15 protein-coding genes are annotated in these 16,610 nt (G+C 58.2%); 11 read left to right on the top strand and 4 right to left on the bottom strand.

Annotation, left to right across the window (positions count from 1 at the left end; all coding sequences use genetic code 11):
* Nucleotides 1–158: 158 nt before the first annotated feature.
* A complete protein-coding gene (fadE, locus tag H7K56_RS06500) occupies nt 159–2,609 on the bottom strand; it encodes an acyl-CoA dehydrogenase FadE (RefSeq protein ID WP_058776018.1) in 2,451 nt (816 codons plus the stop codon).
* Nucleotides 2,610–2,838: 229 nt separating this feature from the next.
* Between fadE and lpcA the strand changes: the two genes are divergently transcribed.
* Nucleotides 2,839–3,417, top strand: coding sequence for a D-sedoheptulose 7-phosphate isomerase (lpcA, locus tag H7K56_RS06495; RefSeq protein WP_021507284.1), 579 nt, complete (start codon nt 2,839–2,841; stop codon nt 3,415–3,417).
* A gap of 48 nt (nt 3,418–3,465) precedes the next feature.
* Nucleotides 3,466–4,233: a class II glutamine amidotransferase gene (locus H7K56_RS06490; RefSeq protein WP_021507283.1), complete on the top strand. Its 768-nt coding sequence runs from the start codon at nt 3,466–3,468 to the stop codon at nt 4,231–4,233.
* Here H7K56_RS06490 and dpaA read toward each other — a convergent pair.
* On the bottom strand, nt 4,204–4,947 hold the full coding sequence (gene dpaA / locus H7K56_RS06485; protein ID WP_021507282.1) for a peptidoglycan meso-diaminopimelic acid protein amidase: 744 nt from the start codon (nt 4,945–4,947) through the stop codon (nt 4,204–4,206). The two genes, H7K56_RS06490 and dpaA, sit on opposite strands and share 30 nt — an antisense overlap.
* Before the next feature lie 244 nt (nt 4,948–5,191).
* On the opposite strand from dpaA, the gene dinB reads away from it, so the two are divergent.
* Nucleotides 5,192–6,247 carry a DNA polymerase IV gene (dinB, locus tag H7K56_RS06480; RefSeq protein WP_058758014.1) on the top strand — a complete coding sequence of 352 codons (1,056 nt, stop codon included), beginning with the start codon at nt 5,192–5,194 and terminating at the stop codon, nt 6,245–6,247.
* A 108-nt stretch (nt 6,248–6,355) separates the two neighbouring features.
* Here dinB and pepD read toward each other — a convergent pair whose 3' ends face one another.
* On the bottom strand, nt 6,356–7,816 hold the full coding sequence (gene pepD / locus H7K56_RS06475; protein WP_021507280.1) for a beta-Ala-His dipeptidase: 1,461 nt from the start codon (nt 7,814–7,816) through the stop codon (nt 6,356–6,358).
* A 254-nt stretch (nt 7,817–8,070) separates the two neighbouring features.
* Between pepD and gpt the strand changes: the two genes are divergently transcribed.
* The 3 genes from gpt to crl all read left to right on the top strand — a co-directional run bounded on the left by gpt (nt 8,071) and on the right by crl (nt 10,408).
* Nucleotides 8,071–8,529, top strand: coding sequence for a xanthine phosphoribosyltransferase (gene gpt, locus H7K56_RS06470; protein ID WP_021507279.1), 459 nt, complete (start codon nt 8,071–8,073; stop codon nt 8,527–8,529).
* A gap of 120 nt (nt 8,530–8,649) precedes the next feature.
* Complete coding sequence (frsA, locus tag H7K56_RS06465; protein ID WP_058769336.1) at nt 8,650–9,897, top strand: esterase FrsA; 1,248 nt, start codon at nt 8,650–8,652, stop codon at nt 9,895–9,897.
* 109 nt (nt 9,898–10,006) lie between these two features.
* Nucleotides 10,007–10,408, top strand: coding sequence for a sigma factor-binding protein Crl (gene crl, locus H7K56_RS06460; protein WP_021313042.1), 402 nt, complete (start codon nt 10,007–10,009; stop codon nt 10,406–10,408).
* Nucleotides 10,409–10,489: 81 nt separating this feature from the next.
* Here the strand turns inward: crl and ompC are convergent, their stop codons facing one another.
* Nucleotides 10,490–11,572, bottom strand: coding sequence for a porin OmpC (gene ompC, locus H7K56_RS06455; RefSeq protein ID WP_021507277.1), 1,083 nt, complete (start codon nt 11,570–11,572; stop codon nt 10,490–10,492).
* A 246-nt stretch (nt 11,573–11,818) separates the two neighbouring features.
* On the opposite strand from ompC, the gene proB reads away from it, so the two are divergent.
* The 5 genes from proB (at nt 11,819) to H7K56_RS06430 (ending at nt 16,609) form a co-directional block, all read left to right on the top strand.
* The gene (proB, locus tag H7K56_RS06450) at nt 11,819–12,922 is read left to right on the top strand and encodes a glutamate 5-kinase (RefSeq protein WP_058758012.1); all 1,104 of its coding nucleotides are present in this window, start codon (nt 11,819–11,821) and stop codon (nt 12,920–12,922) included.
* Nucleotides 12,923–12,932: 10 nt separating this feature from the next.
* Entirely contained in the window at nt 12,933–14,186 is a 1,254-nt protein-coding gene (proA, locus tag H7K56_RS06445; protein ID WP_150361751.1) for a glutamate-5-semialdehyde dehydrogenase, read from the top strand.
* A gap of 353 nt (nt 14,187–14,539) precedes the next feature.
* Nucleotides 14,540–15,271, top strand: coding sequence for a S24 family peptidase (locus H7K56_RS23480; RefSeq protein WP_150361740.1), 732 nt, complete (start codon nt 14,540–14,542; stop codon nt 15,269–15,271).
* Nucleotides 15,272–15,684: 413 nt separating this feature from the next.
* Nucleotides 15,685–15,963, top strand: coding sequence for a transcriptional antitermination N peptide (locus tag H7K56_RS06435; protein ID WP_150361741.1), 279 nt, complete (start codon nt 15,685–15,687; stop codon nt 15,961–15,963).
* 178 nt (nt 15,964–16,141) lie between these two features.
* On the top strand, nt 16,142–16,609 hold the full coding sequence (locus H7K56_RS06430) for a lysozyme family protein (RefSeq protein WP_150361742.1): 468 nt from the start codon (nt 16,142–16,144) through the stop codon (nt 16,607–16,609).
* Nucleotide 16,610 lies beyond the last annotated feature (1 nt).

Genomic DNA, 16,610 nt, shown 5'->3' with positions numbered 1-16,610 from the left:
GTTGCGGAGTAACCTTGTGCTGCAGCCACTATAAACAGGATGTTAACGTTTGGCAATCGAGACGCTTAGACGTCTAAACGTAGCTGGCACCGACGCTGAGTGCGCTTATCCGCTGCCGCAGGCCATAAAAAAAGCCTCCGGCTGGAGGCTTTGTACGGTTACGCCGCTTCGCTGGGGCGGGCGCTCGGTTTGGGTTTGCTGTCCGGTTTGGCCACCGCCAGCGCCTCGGGCGCAAAATCATCCACGTTGATGGCCTTCAGCCGGCTGGCTTCGGCCCGCGTCAGCACCTTCGCCTCACTCTCGTCAATCCAGCCTTCTTTCAGTGCGCGCTGGGCCAGCGCATCCAGCCGGGTGAAGGAGAAGTGTTTTTTCTGCTGCTGACACAGACGATCGTGAATCACTTCTGCCGCCATCACATCCTGCAGCGCCTGCTCCAGCTGACCGGCCGGGTTGTGCTCACTCGGCGTCAGATACTGGCCGCGGCCCAGACGGGTGCGGGTTGCGGACGGCAGCTGCAGCATTTTGGCCAGTTTATGATCCAGTTTATCGGACGGTGCCGGGCAGTGTTTGCCGCCGGCGAAAATCACCAGCCGCAGCGCACCCGCAACCAGGCGATTCGGGAAGTTGCGCAGCAGATCGTCCATCGCCACTTCCGCCTGATGCAGCGCATCCTGCACGCCCCAGTGCACCAGCGGCAGATCCGCCTCGTTGCGGCCTTCATCGTCATAGCGTTTCAGCGTGGCGGATGCCAGATACATCTGGCTCAGCACATCGCCGAGGCGTGCCGAAATACGTTCGCGACGTTTCAGGCTGCCGCCCAGCACCGCCATCGACACATCCGACAGCAGCGCAAGGTTGGCGCTCAGGCGATTCAGCTGCTGATAGTAGCGGCGGGTTGCGTCACGGGTTGGCGTAGCGCTGGTGCGGCCGCCGGTCAGGCCAAGCCACAGGCTGCGCACTTTATTGCTGCCGACGTGGCCGATATGGCTGAACAGCGCGCGGTCAAAGGCGACGAGATCGTTCTTCGCGGCGGCGTTCATCTCTTCCAGCACCCACGGGTGGCAGCGGATTGCGCCCTGGCCAAAGATAATCATGCTGCGCGTCAGGATGTTCGCGCCCTCAACGGTGATGGCGATCGGGGCGCCCTGATAGGCACGCGCCAGGAAGTTATTCTCGCCAAGCATGATGCCTTTACCGCCGGCGATATCCATTGCATCAATGATGGCGCGCTGGCCGCGATGGGTGCAGTGGTATTTAACAATCGCTGACAGCACCGCCGGTTTTTCGCCCAGCATAATGCCGCTGGTGATCAGCGTCGCCGCCGCGTCCATCACGTAAGCGTTACCGGCGATGCGCGCCAGCGGCTCCTCAATCCCTTCCATTTTACCGATAGAGACTTTGAACTGGCGGCGAATGTGCGCGTAGGCACCGGTCGCCAGCGCCAGGCTTTTCAGGCTGCCGGTGGCGTTAGACGGCAGGGTAATGCCGCGTCCTACCGACAGGCACTCAACCAGCATGCGCCAGCCCTGACCGGCCATCGCCGGACCGCCGATGATGTAATCGATCGGCACAAAGATATCTTTGCCGCGCGTCGGCCCGTTCTGGAACGGCACGTTCAGCGGGAAATGACGTCTGCCAATCTCAACGCCTGGCGTATGGGTCGGGATCAGCGCACAGGTAATGCCCAGCTCTTCGGTTTCGCCCAGCAGATGATCGGGATCGGAGAGCTTAAAGGCGAGGCCGAGCACGGTGGCAATCGGCGCCAGGGTAATGTAGCGCTTGTTCCAGGTCAGGCGCATGCCCAGCACCTGCTGGCCCTGCCAGTCGCCCATGCACACCACGCCGGTATCCGGAATGGCACCGGCGTCGGAGCCCGCTTCCGGGCTGGTCAGCGCAAAGCAGGGGATTTCATCGCCGCGCGCTAGGCGTGGCAGGTAGTGATCTTTCTGCTCATCGGTACCGTAATGCTGCAGCAGTTCACCCGGACCCAGCGAGTTCGGCACGCCGACGGTGATCGCCAGGATCCCGGACACGCCTGCCAGTTTTTGCAGCACACGCGCCTGCGCGTAAGCGGAAAACTCCAGACCGCCGTACTCTTTTTTGATGATCATGGCAAAGAAGCGGTGCTGCTTGAGGTAAGCCCACAGCTCCGGCGGCAGATCGGCCATTTCATGGGTGATTTCGAAGTCGTTAGCCATGCGGCAGGCTTCTTCTACCGGGCCATCCAGAAACGCCTGTTCCTCTTCGGTCAGGCGCGGCTGCGGGTAGTTGTGCAGTTTCTGCCAGTCCGGTTTGCCGCGAAACAGATCGCCTTCCCACCAGGTGGTACCGGCGTCGATCGCCTCTTTTTCGGTGCGCGACATCGGCGGCATCACCTTCTGGAAGCTGTGCAGAGCCGGCTTAGAGAACATGCTGCGGCGCATCGCCGGCAGGTTGAAAGGCAGCAGAATAATGGCCAGCGGCAGCAGCAGCCACGGCGTCCACAGGCCGGTGGCGGCCAGTGCCGCGGTCCACAGCAGCACAATCGCACTGCTGAGCCGCAGTGAAACCTGATGGTAGAAGAGGGCGCTAATTAACACCAGCGTCGCGATGATCGAGGCAAGCAACATAATGAACCGCTCCGTAAGTTGTAAGAGGTCTGACCTGTTAGTGATAAGGTTTAGAGCAGCGCACGAAATTTATCAATCTGTTTACATCGCAATTACAACCGAACTCACAAAATCGCGCCGGCAATTGGACGCCAGCGCGGCGTCGCGCTTTTCCCTGCTGCGGGCGCTTTGCGGCTCTGGTCCATTCCGTTAAACTTGCTGGGTCAATTTTCCTCTAAAGGACATCCCTATGTATCAGGACATTATTCGCTCAGAACTCAATGAAGCCGCCGATACGCTCAATAAGTTCCTGAGTGATGAAGCCAACATTCACGCCATTCAGCGCGCAGCCGTGCTGCTGGCCGACAGCTTCAAAGCCGGTGGCAAAGTGCTCTCCTGCGGCAACGGCGGCTCGCACTGCGATGCCATGCACTTCGCTGAGGAGCTGACCGGGCGCTACCGCGAAAATCGTCCTGGCTATCCGGCCATCGCCATTTCGGATGTCAGCCATCTCTCCTGCGTCAGCAACGATTTTGGCTACGACTACGTGTTCTCCCGCTACATCGAGGCGGTCGGGCGCGAGGGCGATGTGCTGCTGGGGCTGTCCACTTCGGGTAACTCGGCCAACATCATCAAAGCCGTAGAAGCCGCGCGCGCCAAAGGCATGAAAGTGATTACCCTGACCGGCAAAGACGGTGGCAAAATGGCCGGTACGGCCGATATCGAAATTCGCGTGCCGCACTTTGGTTATGCCGATCGCATTCAGGAGATTCACATCAAAGTGATCCACATCCTGATGCTGTTAATCGAAAAAGAGATGGTTAAGTGATGACGTGCTCCTCCCGCGCCTGCGGGAGGTTCTGATAAGGCGGTTGCTATGTGCGAATTGCTCGGGATGAGCGCCAATGTCCCCACGGATATCTGTTTCAGTTTTACCGGTCTGGTGCAGCGTGGCGGTGCAACCGGGCCGCACAAAGATGGCTGGGGTATCACCTTTTACGAAGATAAAGGCTGCCGCACGTTTAAAGATCCGCTGCCGAGCTACAACTCACCGATTGCCCGCCTGGTGCAGGAGTATCCAATCAAGTCGCACTCGGTGGTGGCGCATATTCGTCAGGCCAATCGCGGCCAGGTGTCACTGGAAAATACCCATCCGTTTACCCGCGAACTGTGGGGCCGCAACTGGACTTACGCGCATAACGGCCAGCTGAAGGGCTATCGCCAGCTGGAGACCGGGCATTTCCGTCCGGTAGGCGAAACCGACAGCGAAAAGGCGTTTTGCTGGATTCTGCATAAGCTGGCTGAGCGCTATCCGCGCACGCCGGGCAACTGGCCGGCGGTGTTTCGCTATGTGGCGGAACTGGCGACGGAGCTGCGCCAGAAGGGCGTATTCAATATGCTGCTGTCTGACGGACGCTATTTAATGGCCTTCTGCTCAACCAATCTGTACTGGATTACGCGCCGCGCGCCGTTTGGCAAAGCGAAGCTGCTCGATCAGGATGTGGAGATTGATTTTCTGCAGCAGACCACGCCGAAAGACGTGGTGACGGTGATTGCGACGCAGCCGCTGACCGGTAATGAAACCTGGCACCGCATCGTGCCAGGTGAGTGGGCATTATTTTACCTGGGTGAGCGCCAGGAATGATTTCGATGCCGCTTCCGGCGTGGTCATGACCGGCGTGTTGTTCACCGCATACTGACCGGTTGCCGTCACGTTGACCGTTGGCGGCACGTGGTATTTGGCGAAGTAAGCATAGCCCGGCTGCAGTTCACGCCAGAAGCTGATGTAAGTCGAGTAACGATGACGCTGCATGTTGCTGTCGGTCATGCGGAACGGGAAGATGTTGACCTGCACATCCTGCTGACCGTTGCGCAGCGCGGCGTTCACATAGGTGAAGATCTCATCCATCGACGCGTTGGTCATGGCATAGCAGCCCACGGACACGCAATCGCCGTGAATCATCAGGTAGTTACCGTTATAGCCTTTGGCGCGATCGTACTGATTCGGGAATCCGGTATTGATGGCGCGATAAAAACGGCTGTCCGGCTTAAGCTGATTCATCTTCACGTTATAAAAGCCTTCCGGACTTTTAAAATCGCCCTGACGACGTTTCGGCCCGAGGCCGCCGGAGAAGTTACAGATGCGATAGCTGTCCAGCAGACGATATTCATTACCGATTTTGCCGTACAGTTCCAGCGTACGCTCTTCCTTGAAGATCTGAATAAATACCGGTGTACCCAGTAATTGTTTCTTTAACTCTTTGCTCACCGGAGCCAGCGGCTGCATTGGCTCAGGCGTCATTGCCCAGCTCAGGAGCGGCATAAGAATCATCGCAAACAATAATGCGATTCTGCCCATTCTGTGTGTACCTTGAAGTGAAGAGGAACGCTGACGCAGTGCGTCACTGTATTGCATTATCGGAAATATCCGCTACCGCAGCGCAACATTATCATTGTCTGGCGTTTAATCAAGCCGGAGTCCGAGAAAATGGTGCAATCCTAAAGGGAATACGACCACAAATTTGTAAACTTTAATCGCACGCGCCACAAATATTGCCGTTGTTTTTCTCTGCTGTATACTTATCCAGTATCCGGAGGGGCGTATGCGCAAAATCATTCATGTCGATATGGACTGCTTTTTCGCGGCAGTGGAAATGCGCGACGATCCTTCATTACGTGATATCCCGATTGCCATCGGCGGCAGCCGCGTGCAGCGTGGGGTGATCAGCACCGCCAACTATCCGGCGCGGAAATACGGTGTGCGCAGCGCGATGCCGACCGCCACGGCGCTGCGCCTCTGTCCCCATCTGAAACTGCTGCCCGGCCGCTTTGACGCCTATAAAGAAGCTTCGCAGCAGATTCGCGCCATCTTTACCCGCTATACGCCACTGATTGAGCCATTGTCGCTGGATGAAGCCTACCTGGACGTCACCGACAGTGAACACTGCCAGGGATCGGCCACGCTGATGGCGCAGGCGATTCGCGCCGATATCCTGCGTGAAACCGGCCTGACCGCGTCCGCCGGCATTGCGCCGATCAAGTTCCTCGCCAAAATCGCCTCAGACATGAACAAGCCAGACGGCCAGTATGTGATCACGCCGCAGGCGATGCCGGACTTTCTGCTGACGCTGCCGCTGAGCAAGATTCCCGGCGTCGGCAAAGTGGCCACCAAAAAGCTCGAAGAGATGGGGCTGCGCACCTGCGCTGACGTACAACAGGCCGATCTGGCGCAGTTGCTGAAGCGCTTTGGAAAATTTGGCCGCGTGCTGTGGGAGCGCAGCAACGGCATCGACGATCGCGACGTGGTGGTGGAGCGCGAGCGTAAATCGCTGGGCGTCGAGCGTACGCTGGGCGAGGACATCCATCACTGGGAGCAGTGCCTGGAGATTATTGATTTTCTTTACGCCGAGCTCGATCGCCGTCTCAGCGCGATCCGCCCGGATAAGCAGATTGCACGTCAGGGCGTAAAGCTGAAATTCAACGATTTTCAGCTCACCACCCAGGAGCATGTCTGGCCGGTGCTGAATAAAGACGACATGATCGCCGTAGCGCGTCAGGCCTGGGACGAGCGCCGCGCCGGACGCGGTGTGCGGCTGGTGGGGCTGCACGTCACGCTGGTTAATCCGCAGCTGGAGCGCCAGCTGGTGCTGGGGTTGTAATGGCTGAGCTGCCGCTGGAAGAGCGCTACAGCGCGGTCGCCTGACGCGGCACCGTTACCGTAAATAAAAAATCCTGCCCGGGGGCAGGATTTTTTTATCGCAACGGCGTTACGCTTTTTCCGGTACCACGTTCAGCAGCGCGGTCAGCAGTTTCCAGTACAGACCGACGCTGTCGATGTGCACCTGCTCGTCCGGCGAGTGCGGACCGGTGATGGTAGGCCCAATCGACACCATGTCCATGTCCGGATACGGTTTTTTGAACAGACCGCACTCCAGACCGGCGTGAATCACCTGAATGTTTGGCGTCTTACCAAACAGCGCTTCATAGGTCTTACGCGTCAGCGCCATGATCGGCGAGTCGGCATCCGGCTGCCAGCCCGGGTAACCGCCTTTCGGCGCGGTTTTCGCCCCGGCCAGCGCACCCAGCGAAGTCAGTGTTTCGACCACCCAATCTTTACCGGTGTCGATCAGGGAGCGAATCAGGCAGATGATCTCGGCGCTGTCCTGCTCCATGGTGACCACGCCGACGTTAAGCGAGGTTTCCACCACGCCTTTCGCCACGTCCGAGTTGCGAATCACACCATTTGGCGTGCTGTTCAGCAGGTTGATGAAGCGATCGCGGCTGTCTGCGGTCAGCGCCTGGCCCTGATGCGCCAGCGGCTCACTCAGCACGGCGACGTTCTTCTCTTTACTGCCCAGCTCATTCTGCAGCGTGGCCTGGAAATGGGCGGCAGCAGACTTCAGCGCATCCACTTTATGGCTGTCGATGGCCAGCGTAGCGAACGCCTCGCGCGGAATCGCATTGCGCAGCGTACCGCCGGTGAACTCAATCAGACGGATATCCAGCTCAGCCGCGTGCACGGCAAGGAAGCGCGCCAGCAGCTTGTTGGCGTTGCCGAGACCAAGATGAATGTCCGCGCCGGAGTGACCACCTTTCAAACCTTTCAGCGTCAGCTTCAGGGTTTCGAAACCGGCAGGCACGGCCTCGCGGCTCAGCGGTAGGGTAGTGATAAAGTCGATACCCCCGGCGCAGCCCATGTAGATCTCACCTTCCTCTTCCGAGTCGGTGTTGATCAGGATGTCCGCCTGCAGCCAGTTTGGTTGCAGACCAAAGGCACCGTCCATGCCCGACTCTTCGGTCATGGTCAGCAGCACTTCCAGCGGACCGTGGGTCAGGCTGTTGTCCGCCAGCACCGCCAGCGCAGAGGCCATACCGATACCGTTATCCGCACCCAGCGTGGTGCCGCGCGCTTTCACCCACTCGCCATCAACGTACGGCTGAATCGGGTCTTTGGTGAAGTCGTGTACCGTGTCATTGTTCTTCTGCGGCACCATATCGAGGTGCGCCTGCAGCGCCACCGGAGTACGGTTTTCCATGCCTGCGGTAGCAGGTTTACGAATCAGGATATTGCCGACCTGATCGCGTTCAACCCAGAAACCTTGCTCTTTAGCCCAGCCAACAACGTATTCGGCCAGCGCTTCTTCATGGTAAGAAGGGTGCGGAATCGAGCAGATTTTTGCGAAGATATCCCACAGCGGCTGCGGGGAAAGTTGAGACAATTCAGACACAACGCGTCTCCTGTGTCAGCGCGGCGGACATACCGCTCGCACGCGGGTTTCCAGTGAAAGATCGCCGTCAGCACATCTGACGTGATGGGCCAGAGAATATCACTGTTTCCTGCCGGGTGCGCCATCGGGCGCGCTAAAAACCTGCAACCGATGTGACAGGTGCTGGTTTTTAACGCGTCAGATCCTTATAATCTCGCGCAACCTTTTCCCCCTTGCATATTTTTAAGCCAATCTCATTGGCCGGGATTCCTTTTATGAGCGAAAAATACGTCGTTACCTGGGACATGCTGCAGATTCATGCCCGTAAACTGGCCCAGCGCCTGCTTCCTGTGGAACAGTGGAAAGGCATCATCGCGGTCAGCCGCGGTGGTCTGGTTCCGGCATCGCTGCTGGCGCGTGAACTGGGGATTCGCTACGTCGATACCGTGTGCATCTCCAGCTACGATCACGATCACCAGCGTGAAATGAAAGTGCTGAAGCGCGCAGAAGGCGACGGTGAAGGTTTTGTGGTCATCGACGATCTGGTGGATACCGGCGGTACCGCGCAGGCGATTCGTGATATGTATCCAAAAGCGCGTTTCTGCACCATCTTCGCCAAGCCGGCTGGCCGCGCGCTGGTGGACGACTACATTGTCGATATTCCGCAGAACACCTGGATCGAGCAGCCGTGGGACATGGGCGTGGTGTACATTCCGCCGATTGTAAAAAGCTGATTGATGCAACGCAAACAACGCCCGGTTATGCCGGGCGTTGTGTTTTCTGCGCCTCGCGCCCGTGCGGCGGGTGCAGTACACTCTTAGCCATCTATGCGACTGCCGCAGGAGAAGCTTAAGATGGCCGAGAAAAATCTCAGCGAAGAACTGTTCAAACCCCGCTTCAAACACCCGGAAACCTCCTCGCTGGTGCATCGCCAGCACCACCCGACGGCGCAGGTGCACAATGCCCTGGAAGGCGATACCCAGCGCGGCTGGTATCGCATGCTGAATAAGCTGCTGTGGACGTGGCGCGGCCTGGCGCCGCAGGAGATCAGCGAAGTGCTGGCGCGCATTGCCGTCAGTAAATTTGAACACACCGACGAAACGCTGCTGGACACGGTAATTGGCTATCGCGGCGGCAACTGGAACTATGAGTGGTCGAAGCAGGCGGCGCTGTGGCAGCAGCGCGCGATGCAGAACGCCGATCACGATGAGGCCGGCCAGCAGTGGCTGCATGCCGCCAGTCTCTACAGCCTGGCCGCGTATCCCTACATTAAAGGCGATGAGCTGGCGGATCAGGCGCAGGTGCTGGCGAATCGCGCTTATGAAGAAGCCACCCAGCGCCTGCCCGGCGAGCTGAAATCTCTGACCTTTCCCATCAGCGGCGGCAGTCCGGTCACCGGCTTCCTGCATATGCCGGCGCAGGCCAGCGCGCCGTATCCCACCGTGCTGCTGTGCGGCGGTCTCGACTCGCTGCAGAGCGACCATTACCGGCTGTTTCACGATTATCTGGCACCGCGCGGCATCGCCATGCTGACGCTGGATATGCCGTCGGTGGGTTTCAGCAGCAAATGGACGCTCAATCAGGACACCAGCCAGCTGCATCAGCAGGTGCTGCGCGAGCTGAGCAACGTGCCGTGGATTGACCACACGCGCGTGGCGCTGTTCGGTTACCGCTTTGGCGCCAACGTGGCGACGCGGCTGGCTTACCTGGAGGTGCCGCGTCTGCGCGCGGTGGCGTCGCTCGGGCCGATGGTGCATCACGTGTTTGTCGATGCGCAGCGCCAGCAGCAGCTGCCGGATATGTATATGGACATGCTGGCCAGCCGGCTGGGCATGTCGTCGACCTCCGACAGCAATCTGCGCATCGAGCTCAACCGCTATTCGCTCAAAGTGCAGGGCCTGCTGGGCCGCCGGACGCCGGTGCCGATGCTGGCCGCTTACTGGCCCAACGATCTGTTCAGCCCTGAAGAGGAGGCGCAGCTGATCGTCAACTCCTCGGCGCAGGGCAAGGCGCTGGCGATTCCCGCTACGCCAGTGTTTGCCAGCTTTGACAAGGCGCTCAATCAAATTTGCGACTGGCTGGCAAAACAGTTGCAGCGCTAACTGGCGAAATACGCAGACTCTGCTACAACTTATCTTCGGGAAAATACGTGCGGTGGCGTTTTGCCGCCGCGCTGCGTTTTATACGGTTTATTTGAGGGAGAGAGTTAGCATGACGTTACCGAGTGGTCACCCCCGTAGTCGCCTGCTTAAGCGCTTCACCGAATTGGGGCCGTACATCCGTGAAGGACAGTGTGAAGAGACGCGTTTCTTCTTTGATTGCCTGGCGGCGTGCGTCAACGTCAAACCGGCGCCGGAAAGCCGCGAGTTCTGGGGCTGGTGGATGACGCTGAACGCCTATGAAGATCACTTCACCTACGAATACCACTTCGGCCTGTTTGATAAAGACGGCGACTGGAGCGTGGCCGCCATCAAGGGCAAAGAGAACAATGAGAAAGTGGAGAGCACGCTGCGTAATTTCCACGAGCGCCTGAAAGCCACGCTGCATGAGTTTAAGCTTGATCTCAGGCCCGCGGCGGGGTTCAAAGAAGAGCCGGTTAAACTCAGCGCCTGAACCTGAGTCAGACCAGAATAAGAAAGAGCCGGTGATGAGCCGGCTCTTTTTTTACAGACACAGACAGGGTAATGCTGAAGCTTAGAACTGGTAGGTCAGACCGACCGCCACCACGTCATCGCTGTTGATGCCCAGCGGGTTGTTGTCATCCAGCTGGTTGATTTTGTAGTCAACCATGGCCGACATGTTTTTGTTGAAGTAGTACGTCATCGCCACGTCGACATATTTCACGATGTCCGCATCGCCAATGCCTTCAATGTCTTTGCCTTTGCTCTGCACGTAGCCCAGCGATGGACGCAGACCGAAGTCGAACTGATACTGTGCAACCACTTCAAAGTTCTGCGTTTTATTCGCCACGCCGCCCGTGATTGGCGTCATGTTACGGGTTTCAGAGTAGGTCGATGCCAGGTAAATGCTGTTCGCATCATATTTGATGCCCGCGCCCCAGGCTTCCGCTTTGTCACCACGGCCCAGACGGGTCGCCACGTCCTGCGAGTTGGTACGGTCAGCAGAGGAGATCGCACTCATCAGGCTGACACCGCTATCGCCGAGGGTGTAACCCAGTGACGCACCGTAACCGTCGCCGTTCTGCTTAGGAATCTCTGAACGGCCGTTGGCGCTGGTGGAATCGTTCTTGCCCTGATACTGCACCGCGAAACGCAGGCCATCCACCAGACCGAAGAAATTGCTGTTGCGGTAAGTGGCGACGCCAGAAGTACGGCCCAGCATGTAGGTGTCGGTGTAGGCGCTGTCGCCACCGAACTCTGGCAGCACGTCGGTCCATGCCAGCACATCGTAAACCACGCCGTAGTTACGACCGTAATCAACAGAGCCGTAGTTACCAAACTTCAGACCGGCAAAGCCCAGACGGGTTTTGTTACCGATGTTAGCGTCGGTGTTGGTTTCTGCGCGGTTACCCTGGAACTGATATTCCCACTGACCGTAGCCGGTCATCAGGTCGTTAATCTGCGTCTGCCCTTTGAAGCCCAGACGGATGTAAGTTTTGTCGCCGTCAGCGGCTGCGTTGTCGCTGAAGTAGTGCATGCCTTTCACACGACCGTACAGATCCAGTTTGTTACCGTCTTTGTTATAAACTTCTGCGGCTTGTGCGGTTGAGGCCAGAGCCAGCGCGGAAACGATGAGTGCCAGTGTGCTTTTCTTCATTTTGCTATCAATCCCAATGAGTAAAATTTGTTGTACCCGTGAAAAGGTTTGTAAAACACGGGACGTTTTACCGACTGGCAATGAAGGTTTTATGACATTTTTTCTGATTTCTTGTTAATCGCGAACTTTTGGTCTACCCGCTTGTCAGGCGTTTTTTGTGCTTTTCCCCTTGCCGCTGTTGGCTTCCTTGCTGACTCCTGTTAAAACGTCCCTTCGCAGATTTTTTTCTTACATGGCAGGAAAAACATGAGTGGCAGTCAGACCCTGGTGGTCAAATTGGGTACCAGCGTCCTCACCGGCGGATCGCGCCGGCTGAACCGGGCGCATATGGTGGAGCTGGTTCGGCAGTGTGCACAACTGCACGCCGCCGGTCATCGCATTATCATCGTCACCTCAGGCGCGATTGCCGCTGGTCGCGAACACCTTGGTTACCCGGAACTGCCACCGACCATCGCCTCAAAGCAGCTGCTGGCTGCGGTGGGGCAGAGCCGTTTAATCCAGCTGTGGGAGCAGCTGTTCTCCATCTACGGTATCCATATCGGGCAGATGCTGCTGACGCGCGCCGACATGGAAGACCGTGAACGCTTCCTCTACGCGCGCGATATGCTGCGCGCGCTGCTCGACAACCATATCGTGCCGGTGATTAACGAGAACGACGCGGTGGCAACCGCGGAAATCAAGGTTGGCGATAATGACAACCTGTCCGCGCTGGCGGCGATGCTCGGCGGTGCCGATAAACTGCTGCTGCTGACCGATCAGCCTGGCCTGTTTACCGCCGATCCGCGCACCAATCCCGAGGCAGAACTGATCAGCGATGTGCATCAGATTGATGATGCGCTGCGCACGCTGGCTGGCGGCAGCGTCTCCGGTCTCGGCACCGGCGGCATGGCCACCAAATTGCAGGCGGCGGATGTTGCCTGCCGCGCCGGCATTGACGTCATCATTGCGGCCGGCAGCCGCCCGGATGTGATCGGGGATGTGCTGCACGGCAAACCGGTGGGGACGCGCTTCCACGCGCAGCAGTCACCGCTGGAAAACCGCAAGCGCTGGATCTTCGGCGCGCCACCAGCGGGCGAGATCACCATAGACGACGGCGCGCTGGCGGCGGTGCTGGAGCGCGGCAGTTCGCTGCTGCCGAAAGGCGTCCGCGAGGTGCAGGGCAATTTCTCGCGCGGCGAAGTGATCCGCATTCGTAACCTGCAGGGGCGCGATATCGCCCACGGCGTCACGCGCTATAACAGCGATGCGATGCGCATGATCGCTGGTCATCACAGTCAGGAGATTGGTGAGATCCTCGGTTACGAATATGGCCCGGTTGCGGTGCACCGCGACGATATGATCGTCAGTTAAGGAGCGGATGATGTTAGAACAGATGGGTAAAGCGGCGCGTGAAGCGTCGTACAAACTGGCGGAGCTCTCCACCGAACAAAAAAATCAGGTGTTGCTGACCATCGCCGATCGGCTGGAAGCGGAAAGCGCCGACATTCTGGCGGCTAACCAGCAGGATCTGGCCGATGCGCGCACTAACGGCATGAGTGCGGCGCTGCTCGATCGTCTGACGCTCAACCCGCAGCGCCTGAAAGGCATCGCGGACGACGTGCGCCAAGTGTGCCGTCTGGCCGATCCGGTTGGCCAGCTGATCGACGGCGGGCTGCTCGACAGCGGCCTGCGCATTGAGCGACGTCGCGTGCCGCTTGGCGTGATCGGGGTGATCTACGAAGCGCGCCCGAACGTCACGGTCGATGTGGCGTCACTGTGTCTGAAAACCGGCAACGCGGCGATTCTGCGCGGCGGCAAAGAGACTTACCGCACCAACGCCGCCACGGTGCGGGTGATCCAGAACGCGCTCATCGAGCATGGTTTACCGGCAGCAGCGGTGCAGGCGATTGAGAATCCGGATCGCGAACTGGTGAATCAGCTGCTGAAGCTTGATCGCTACGTTGACATGTTGATCCCGCGTGGCGGCGCCGGGCTGCACAAGCTGTGTCGCGAAAATTCCACCATTCCGGTGATCACTGGCGGTATCGGCGTGTGCCATCTCTATCTCGACGAAACCATGGAGACGGACGCCGCGCTGGAGGTGATTGTTAACGCCAAGAAGCAGCGTCCCAGCGCCTGTAACTCGCTGGAAACTCTGCTGATTCATCGCGATCAGGCCGAACGCTTCATTCCGGCGTTTCTGCAGCGCATGGCGCAGGAGAACATTGCGCTGCACGCCGACGAAAACGCGCTGGCGCTGCTGCAGCAGGGCCCGGCCAGCGTGGTGGCGGTGCAGATGCACCAATACGACGATGAGTGGCTGTCGAACGATCTGAACGTCAAGCTGGTGGCGGACCTCGATGAAGCGGTCGCGCACATCCGCGCGCACGGCACCCAGCACTCCGACGGCATTCTGACGCGCAGCATTGGCAACGCCAATCGCTTCGTGAATCAGGTCGACTCATCGGCAGTGTACGTCAACGCCAGCACCCGCTTTACCGACGGCGGCCAGTTCGGTCTCGGCGCTGAAGTGGCGGTCAGTACGCAGAAACTGCATGCGCGCGGTCCGATGGGCCTCGAAGCGCTCACCACCTACAAATGGATTGGCTGGGGCGACGATACCCTGCGCCGTTAGTTTTCTCTCCGGCATCACAATGGGCACCTGACGCGGTGCCCTTTTTGATCGCTTTCGATCCAGTTATTTCCAGAGCTTTTCGTTTTATTCCTGTCATCTGTGGCGCGCCTGCGGCTTTTCGCCCATTTTTTGCTGTGGGTGCTGGTCTCAGCGTTACAGAACAATCCTGAAAACCCCTGTCAGAACAAGCTGTCAGAGATTCATTACTGGTTTCCACCAGGGCGAAGAGGATAATGATCGTCCAGCTTTATTGATAAAAGCGGTTGGGTAGTAAACTAGCGGTAATATAAAATGAACTGGTAGCAAAAATGAAAATAACATTCAGTCTTTTACTGATGGCAGACTATTAACTGATGGTTAAAAAAGAGAGTACGAGACAAGCTTTTACTGCCAGGCTGATTGCCGCATGCGAGAGCGCGGGAATTGTCGGACATGGACGGAACAAACAGGTCGCTCAGGCACTGCAACAACGGGGATGCAGGATCTCAACTCCAGGGGTCTGGAAATGGTTTAACGCGCAATCCATTCCGGATGACAGTAATCTGCTGGCGCTCAGCCAGCTGTTAGGCGTGCGCGTGGAGTGGCTACAGTTCGGCATGGAAAAACCGGATGTGGCGCTTGCCCGTCAGCGCCTGATCGATCCGCAGCACATGTTCCGCGTCGAAAGCCTGGATATCGGGCAACGCAGCGCACAGGGTATTGTCGCGCGCGACGAACTGGTCGAGACCATTCAGGCAATTGAATACGGTCTGGATGAGGCGCGCGTGCTGTTTAACGGCCGCCCGGCCGAAAACATCCGGCTGATTGCCCTGAACAGTGACTCCATGGCCGGCACCTTCGCACCGCGCGATCAGCTGTTCGTTGATATCAGCGTGCACCGCTTCGACGGCGACGGCATCTATCTGTTCAATCTCGACAACCAGCTCTACCTCAAGCGGCTGCAGTTACAGCACAAGAAGGTGGCGGTGATCTCCGACAACAAACGCTACGAGACCTGGTATCTGACGCTGGACGAAGCGGCGTCGCTGCAGGTGATTGCCCGCGTCATCATGAGCCAGGCGCGTCACTATCAGATTCTGGGCTGAGCAGCAGTGCGTTAACCGGCAAAAAAAATAATCCGGCTGAAATCAAAAATTTAACTGTCGGTAAATAAAAAATTAACTGTCAGTGTTTGCCAATGCATTAGAACCTGTTAATAATTTGACCATAGATGGACGACATCTCTGCTCCCGGATGAGCCCGCTCTTAAACAATTGAGGCGCTGCACAAGCGCGAGACAACCCACCCAAAGTCAGTGAATTTTGGGATGGGGTGGATACGCACTTAGCAGCGTCGTCAGTTGTCCTCTGCTTTTACTCTCCTCTGCTTATACCTGGCCGTTTTTTACGGCCGGGCAAGCCAGTTGCGGGTGATTGCAGAGGGGCCACGGACGTCCCGGTCTGTGCCGAATCGCCGTGCTCACCACCCCATCGCCAAAGACTCATTCACAGGAGGAGTTATGGCGATTATTCAATATGGCAAATCAGTCTTTAGCGGTAACGCGCGCACCCGTCGCCACCGGCGGCGTCAGCCGCTCAGCCGCCTGAAGCGCAGCATCGACAGTGCCCTGGGCCTGGAGTGTGATGAGATCACCCTGCGCACCGCCGAGCGCATCTGCCAGCGGGAAATCCGCTCCCGGGTAGACCGCGCAGTACTGGCGCCCACGCGGCCCTGCAACGACAACCCCAGCCTTGATAACTGCTGTTTGCCCCACGTTCATTTGTACGCCGTGCGTTAATTCTCTGCTGTTTTCCCAGTTCTGAACGGAACGTTTCACCTTTCCTCACTGTTTAGTTGCGCTTGAGCGTTGCGCTTAACGGCTGCCTGTCGCCCGGCGCAACCGATCAGCGAGGTTTATGTGTTGTGGTTATTTGCGCAGCTTTTCATGCCGTTGCGCCCGTCAAAGAGGAACCGTTATGAGCCAAATCATTGCCATTTTGAATTTCGAAGAGGGATACCGCGAAGCGCCTTACCTCGACACGCAGGGGTTTCCCACCGTTGCGGGCGGTATTCGCATCGGGCCGAAAGGCGCGTCGCTCAGCCACTATATCTTCCGCGTGCCGCGCCGCGTTGGTGACGTGTGGAAGCAGTGCATCGTTGAGGGCAAGGTGCAGGAGATGCAGCAGCGCGCGCTGCTGCAGCAGGCACTGAGTCAATGCAACGAGGCGCGCAGCGATGTGCTGATCAGCATGGCCTACCAGATGGGCGTCGACGGTCTGGCGCTGTTTCGCGGCATGCTCACCGCGGTGACGCAACGCGATTTCGACGCGGCGGCGAACGCCATGATCGATAGCCTGTGGGCGCGGCAAACTGCGGGGCGCGCCCGGCGTCATGCCGAAGTGATGCGCACGGGCACCTACGACATCTATCGGGGGCTGTTATGAA

Source organism: Pantoea dispersa (genome assembly GCF_014155765.1).
GTDB lineage: Bacteria > Pseudomonadota > Gammaproteobacteria > Enterobacterales > Enterobacteriaceae > Pantoea > Pantoea dispersa.
Note: the sequence above shows the minus strand (reverse complement) of the source record. Positions and strands in the feature narration are given on the sequence as shown.

What these genes read in the sequence shown, in the direction of transcription:
- H7K56_RS06490 (WP_021507283.1), top strand. Translation starts at nt 3,466, where the DNA reads ATGTGCGAATTGCTCGGGATGAGCGCCAATGTCCCCACGGATATCTGT.
- H7K56_RS06430 (WP_150361742.1), top strand. Translation starts at nt 16,142, where the DNA reads ATGAGCCAAATCATTGCCATTTTGAATTTCGAAGAGGGATACCGCGAA.
- crl (WP_021313042.1), top strand. Translation starts at nt 10,007, where the DNA reads ATGACGTTACCGAGTGGTCACCCCCGTAGTCGCCTGCTTAAGCGCTTC.
- H7K56_RS06435 (WP_150361741.1), top strand. Translation starts at nt 15,685, where the DNA reads ATGGCGATTATTCAATATGGCAAATCAGTCTTTAGCGGTAACGCGCGC.
- fadE (WP_058776018.1), bottom strand. Translation starts at nt 2,609, where the DNA reads ATGTTGCTTGCCTCGATCATCGCGACGCTGGTGTTAATTAGCGCCCTC.
- gpt (WP_021507279.1), top strand. Translation starts at nt 8,071, where the DNA reads ATGAGCGAAAAATACGTCGTTACCTGGGACATGCTGCAGATTCATGCC.
- proA (WP_150361751.1), top strand. Translation starts at nt 12,933, where the DNA reads ATGTTAGAACAGATGGGTAAAGCGGCGCGTGAAGCGTCGTACAAACTG.
- dinB (WP_058758014.1), top strand. Translation starts at nt 5,192, where the DNA reads ATGCGCAAAATCATTCATGTCGATATGGACTGCTTTTTCGCGGCAGTG.
- H7K56_RS23480 (WP_150361740.1), top strand. Translation starts at nt 14,540, where the DNA reads ATGGTTAAAAAAGAGAGTACGAGACAAGCTTTTACTGCCAGGCTGATT.
- lpcA (WP_021507284.1), top strand. Translation starts at nt 2,839, where the DNA reads ATGTATCAGGACATTATTCGCTCAGAACTCAATGAAGCCGCCGATACG.
- frsA (WP_058769336.1), top strand. Translation starts at nt 8,650, where the DNA reads ATGGCCGAGAAAAATCTCAGCGAAGAACTGTTCAAACCCCGCTTCAAA.
- dpaA (WP_021507282.1), bottom strand. Translation starts at nt 4,947, where the DNA reads ATGGGCAGAATCGCATTATTGTTTGCGATGATTCTTATGCCGCTCCTG.
- proB (WP_058758012.1), top strand. Translation starts at nt 11,819, where the DNA reads ATGAGTGGCAGTCAGACCCTGGTGGTCAAATTGGGTACCAGCGTCCTC.
- ompC (WP_021507277.1), bottom strand. Translation starts at nt 11,572, where the DNA reads ATGAAGAAAAGCACACTGGCACTCATCGTTTCCGCGCTGGCTCTGGCC.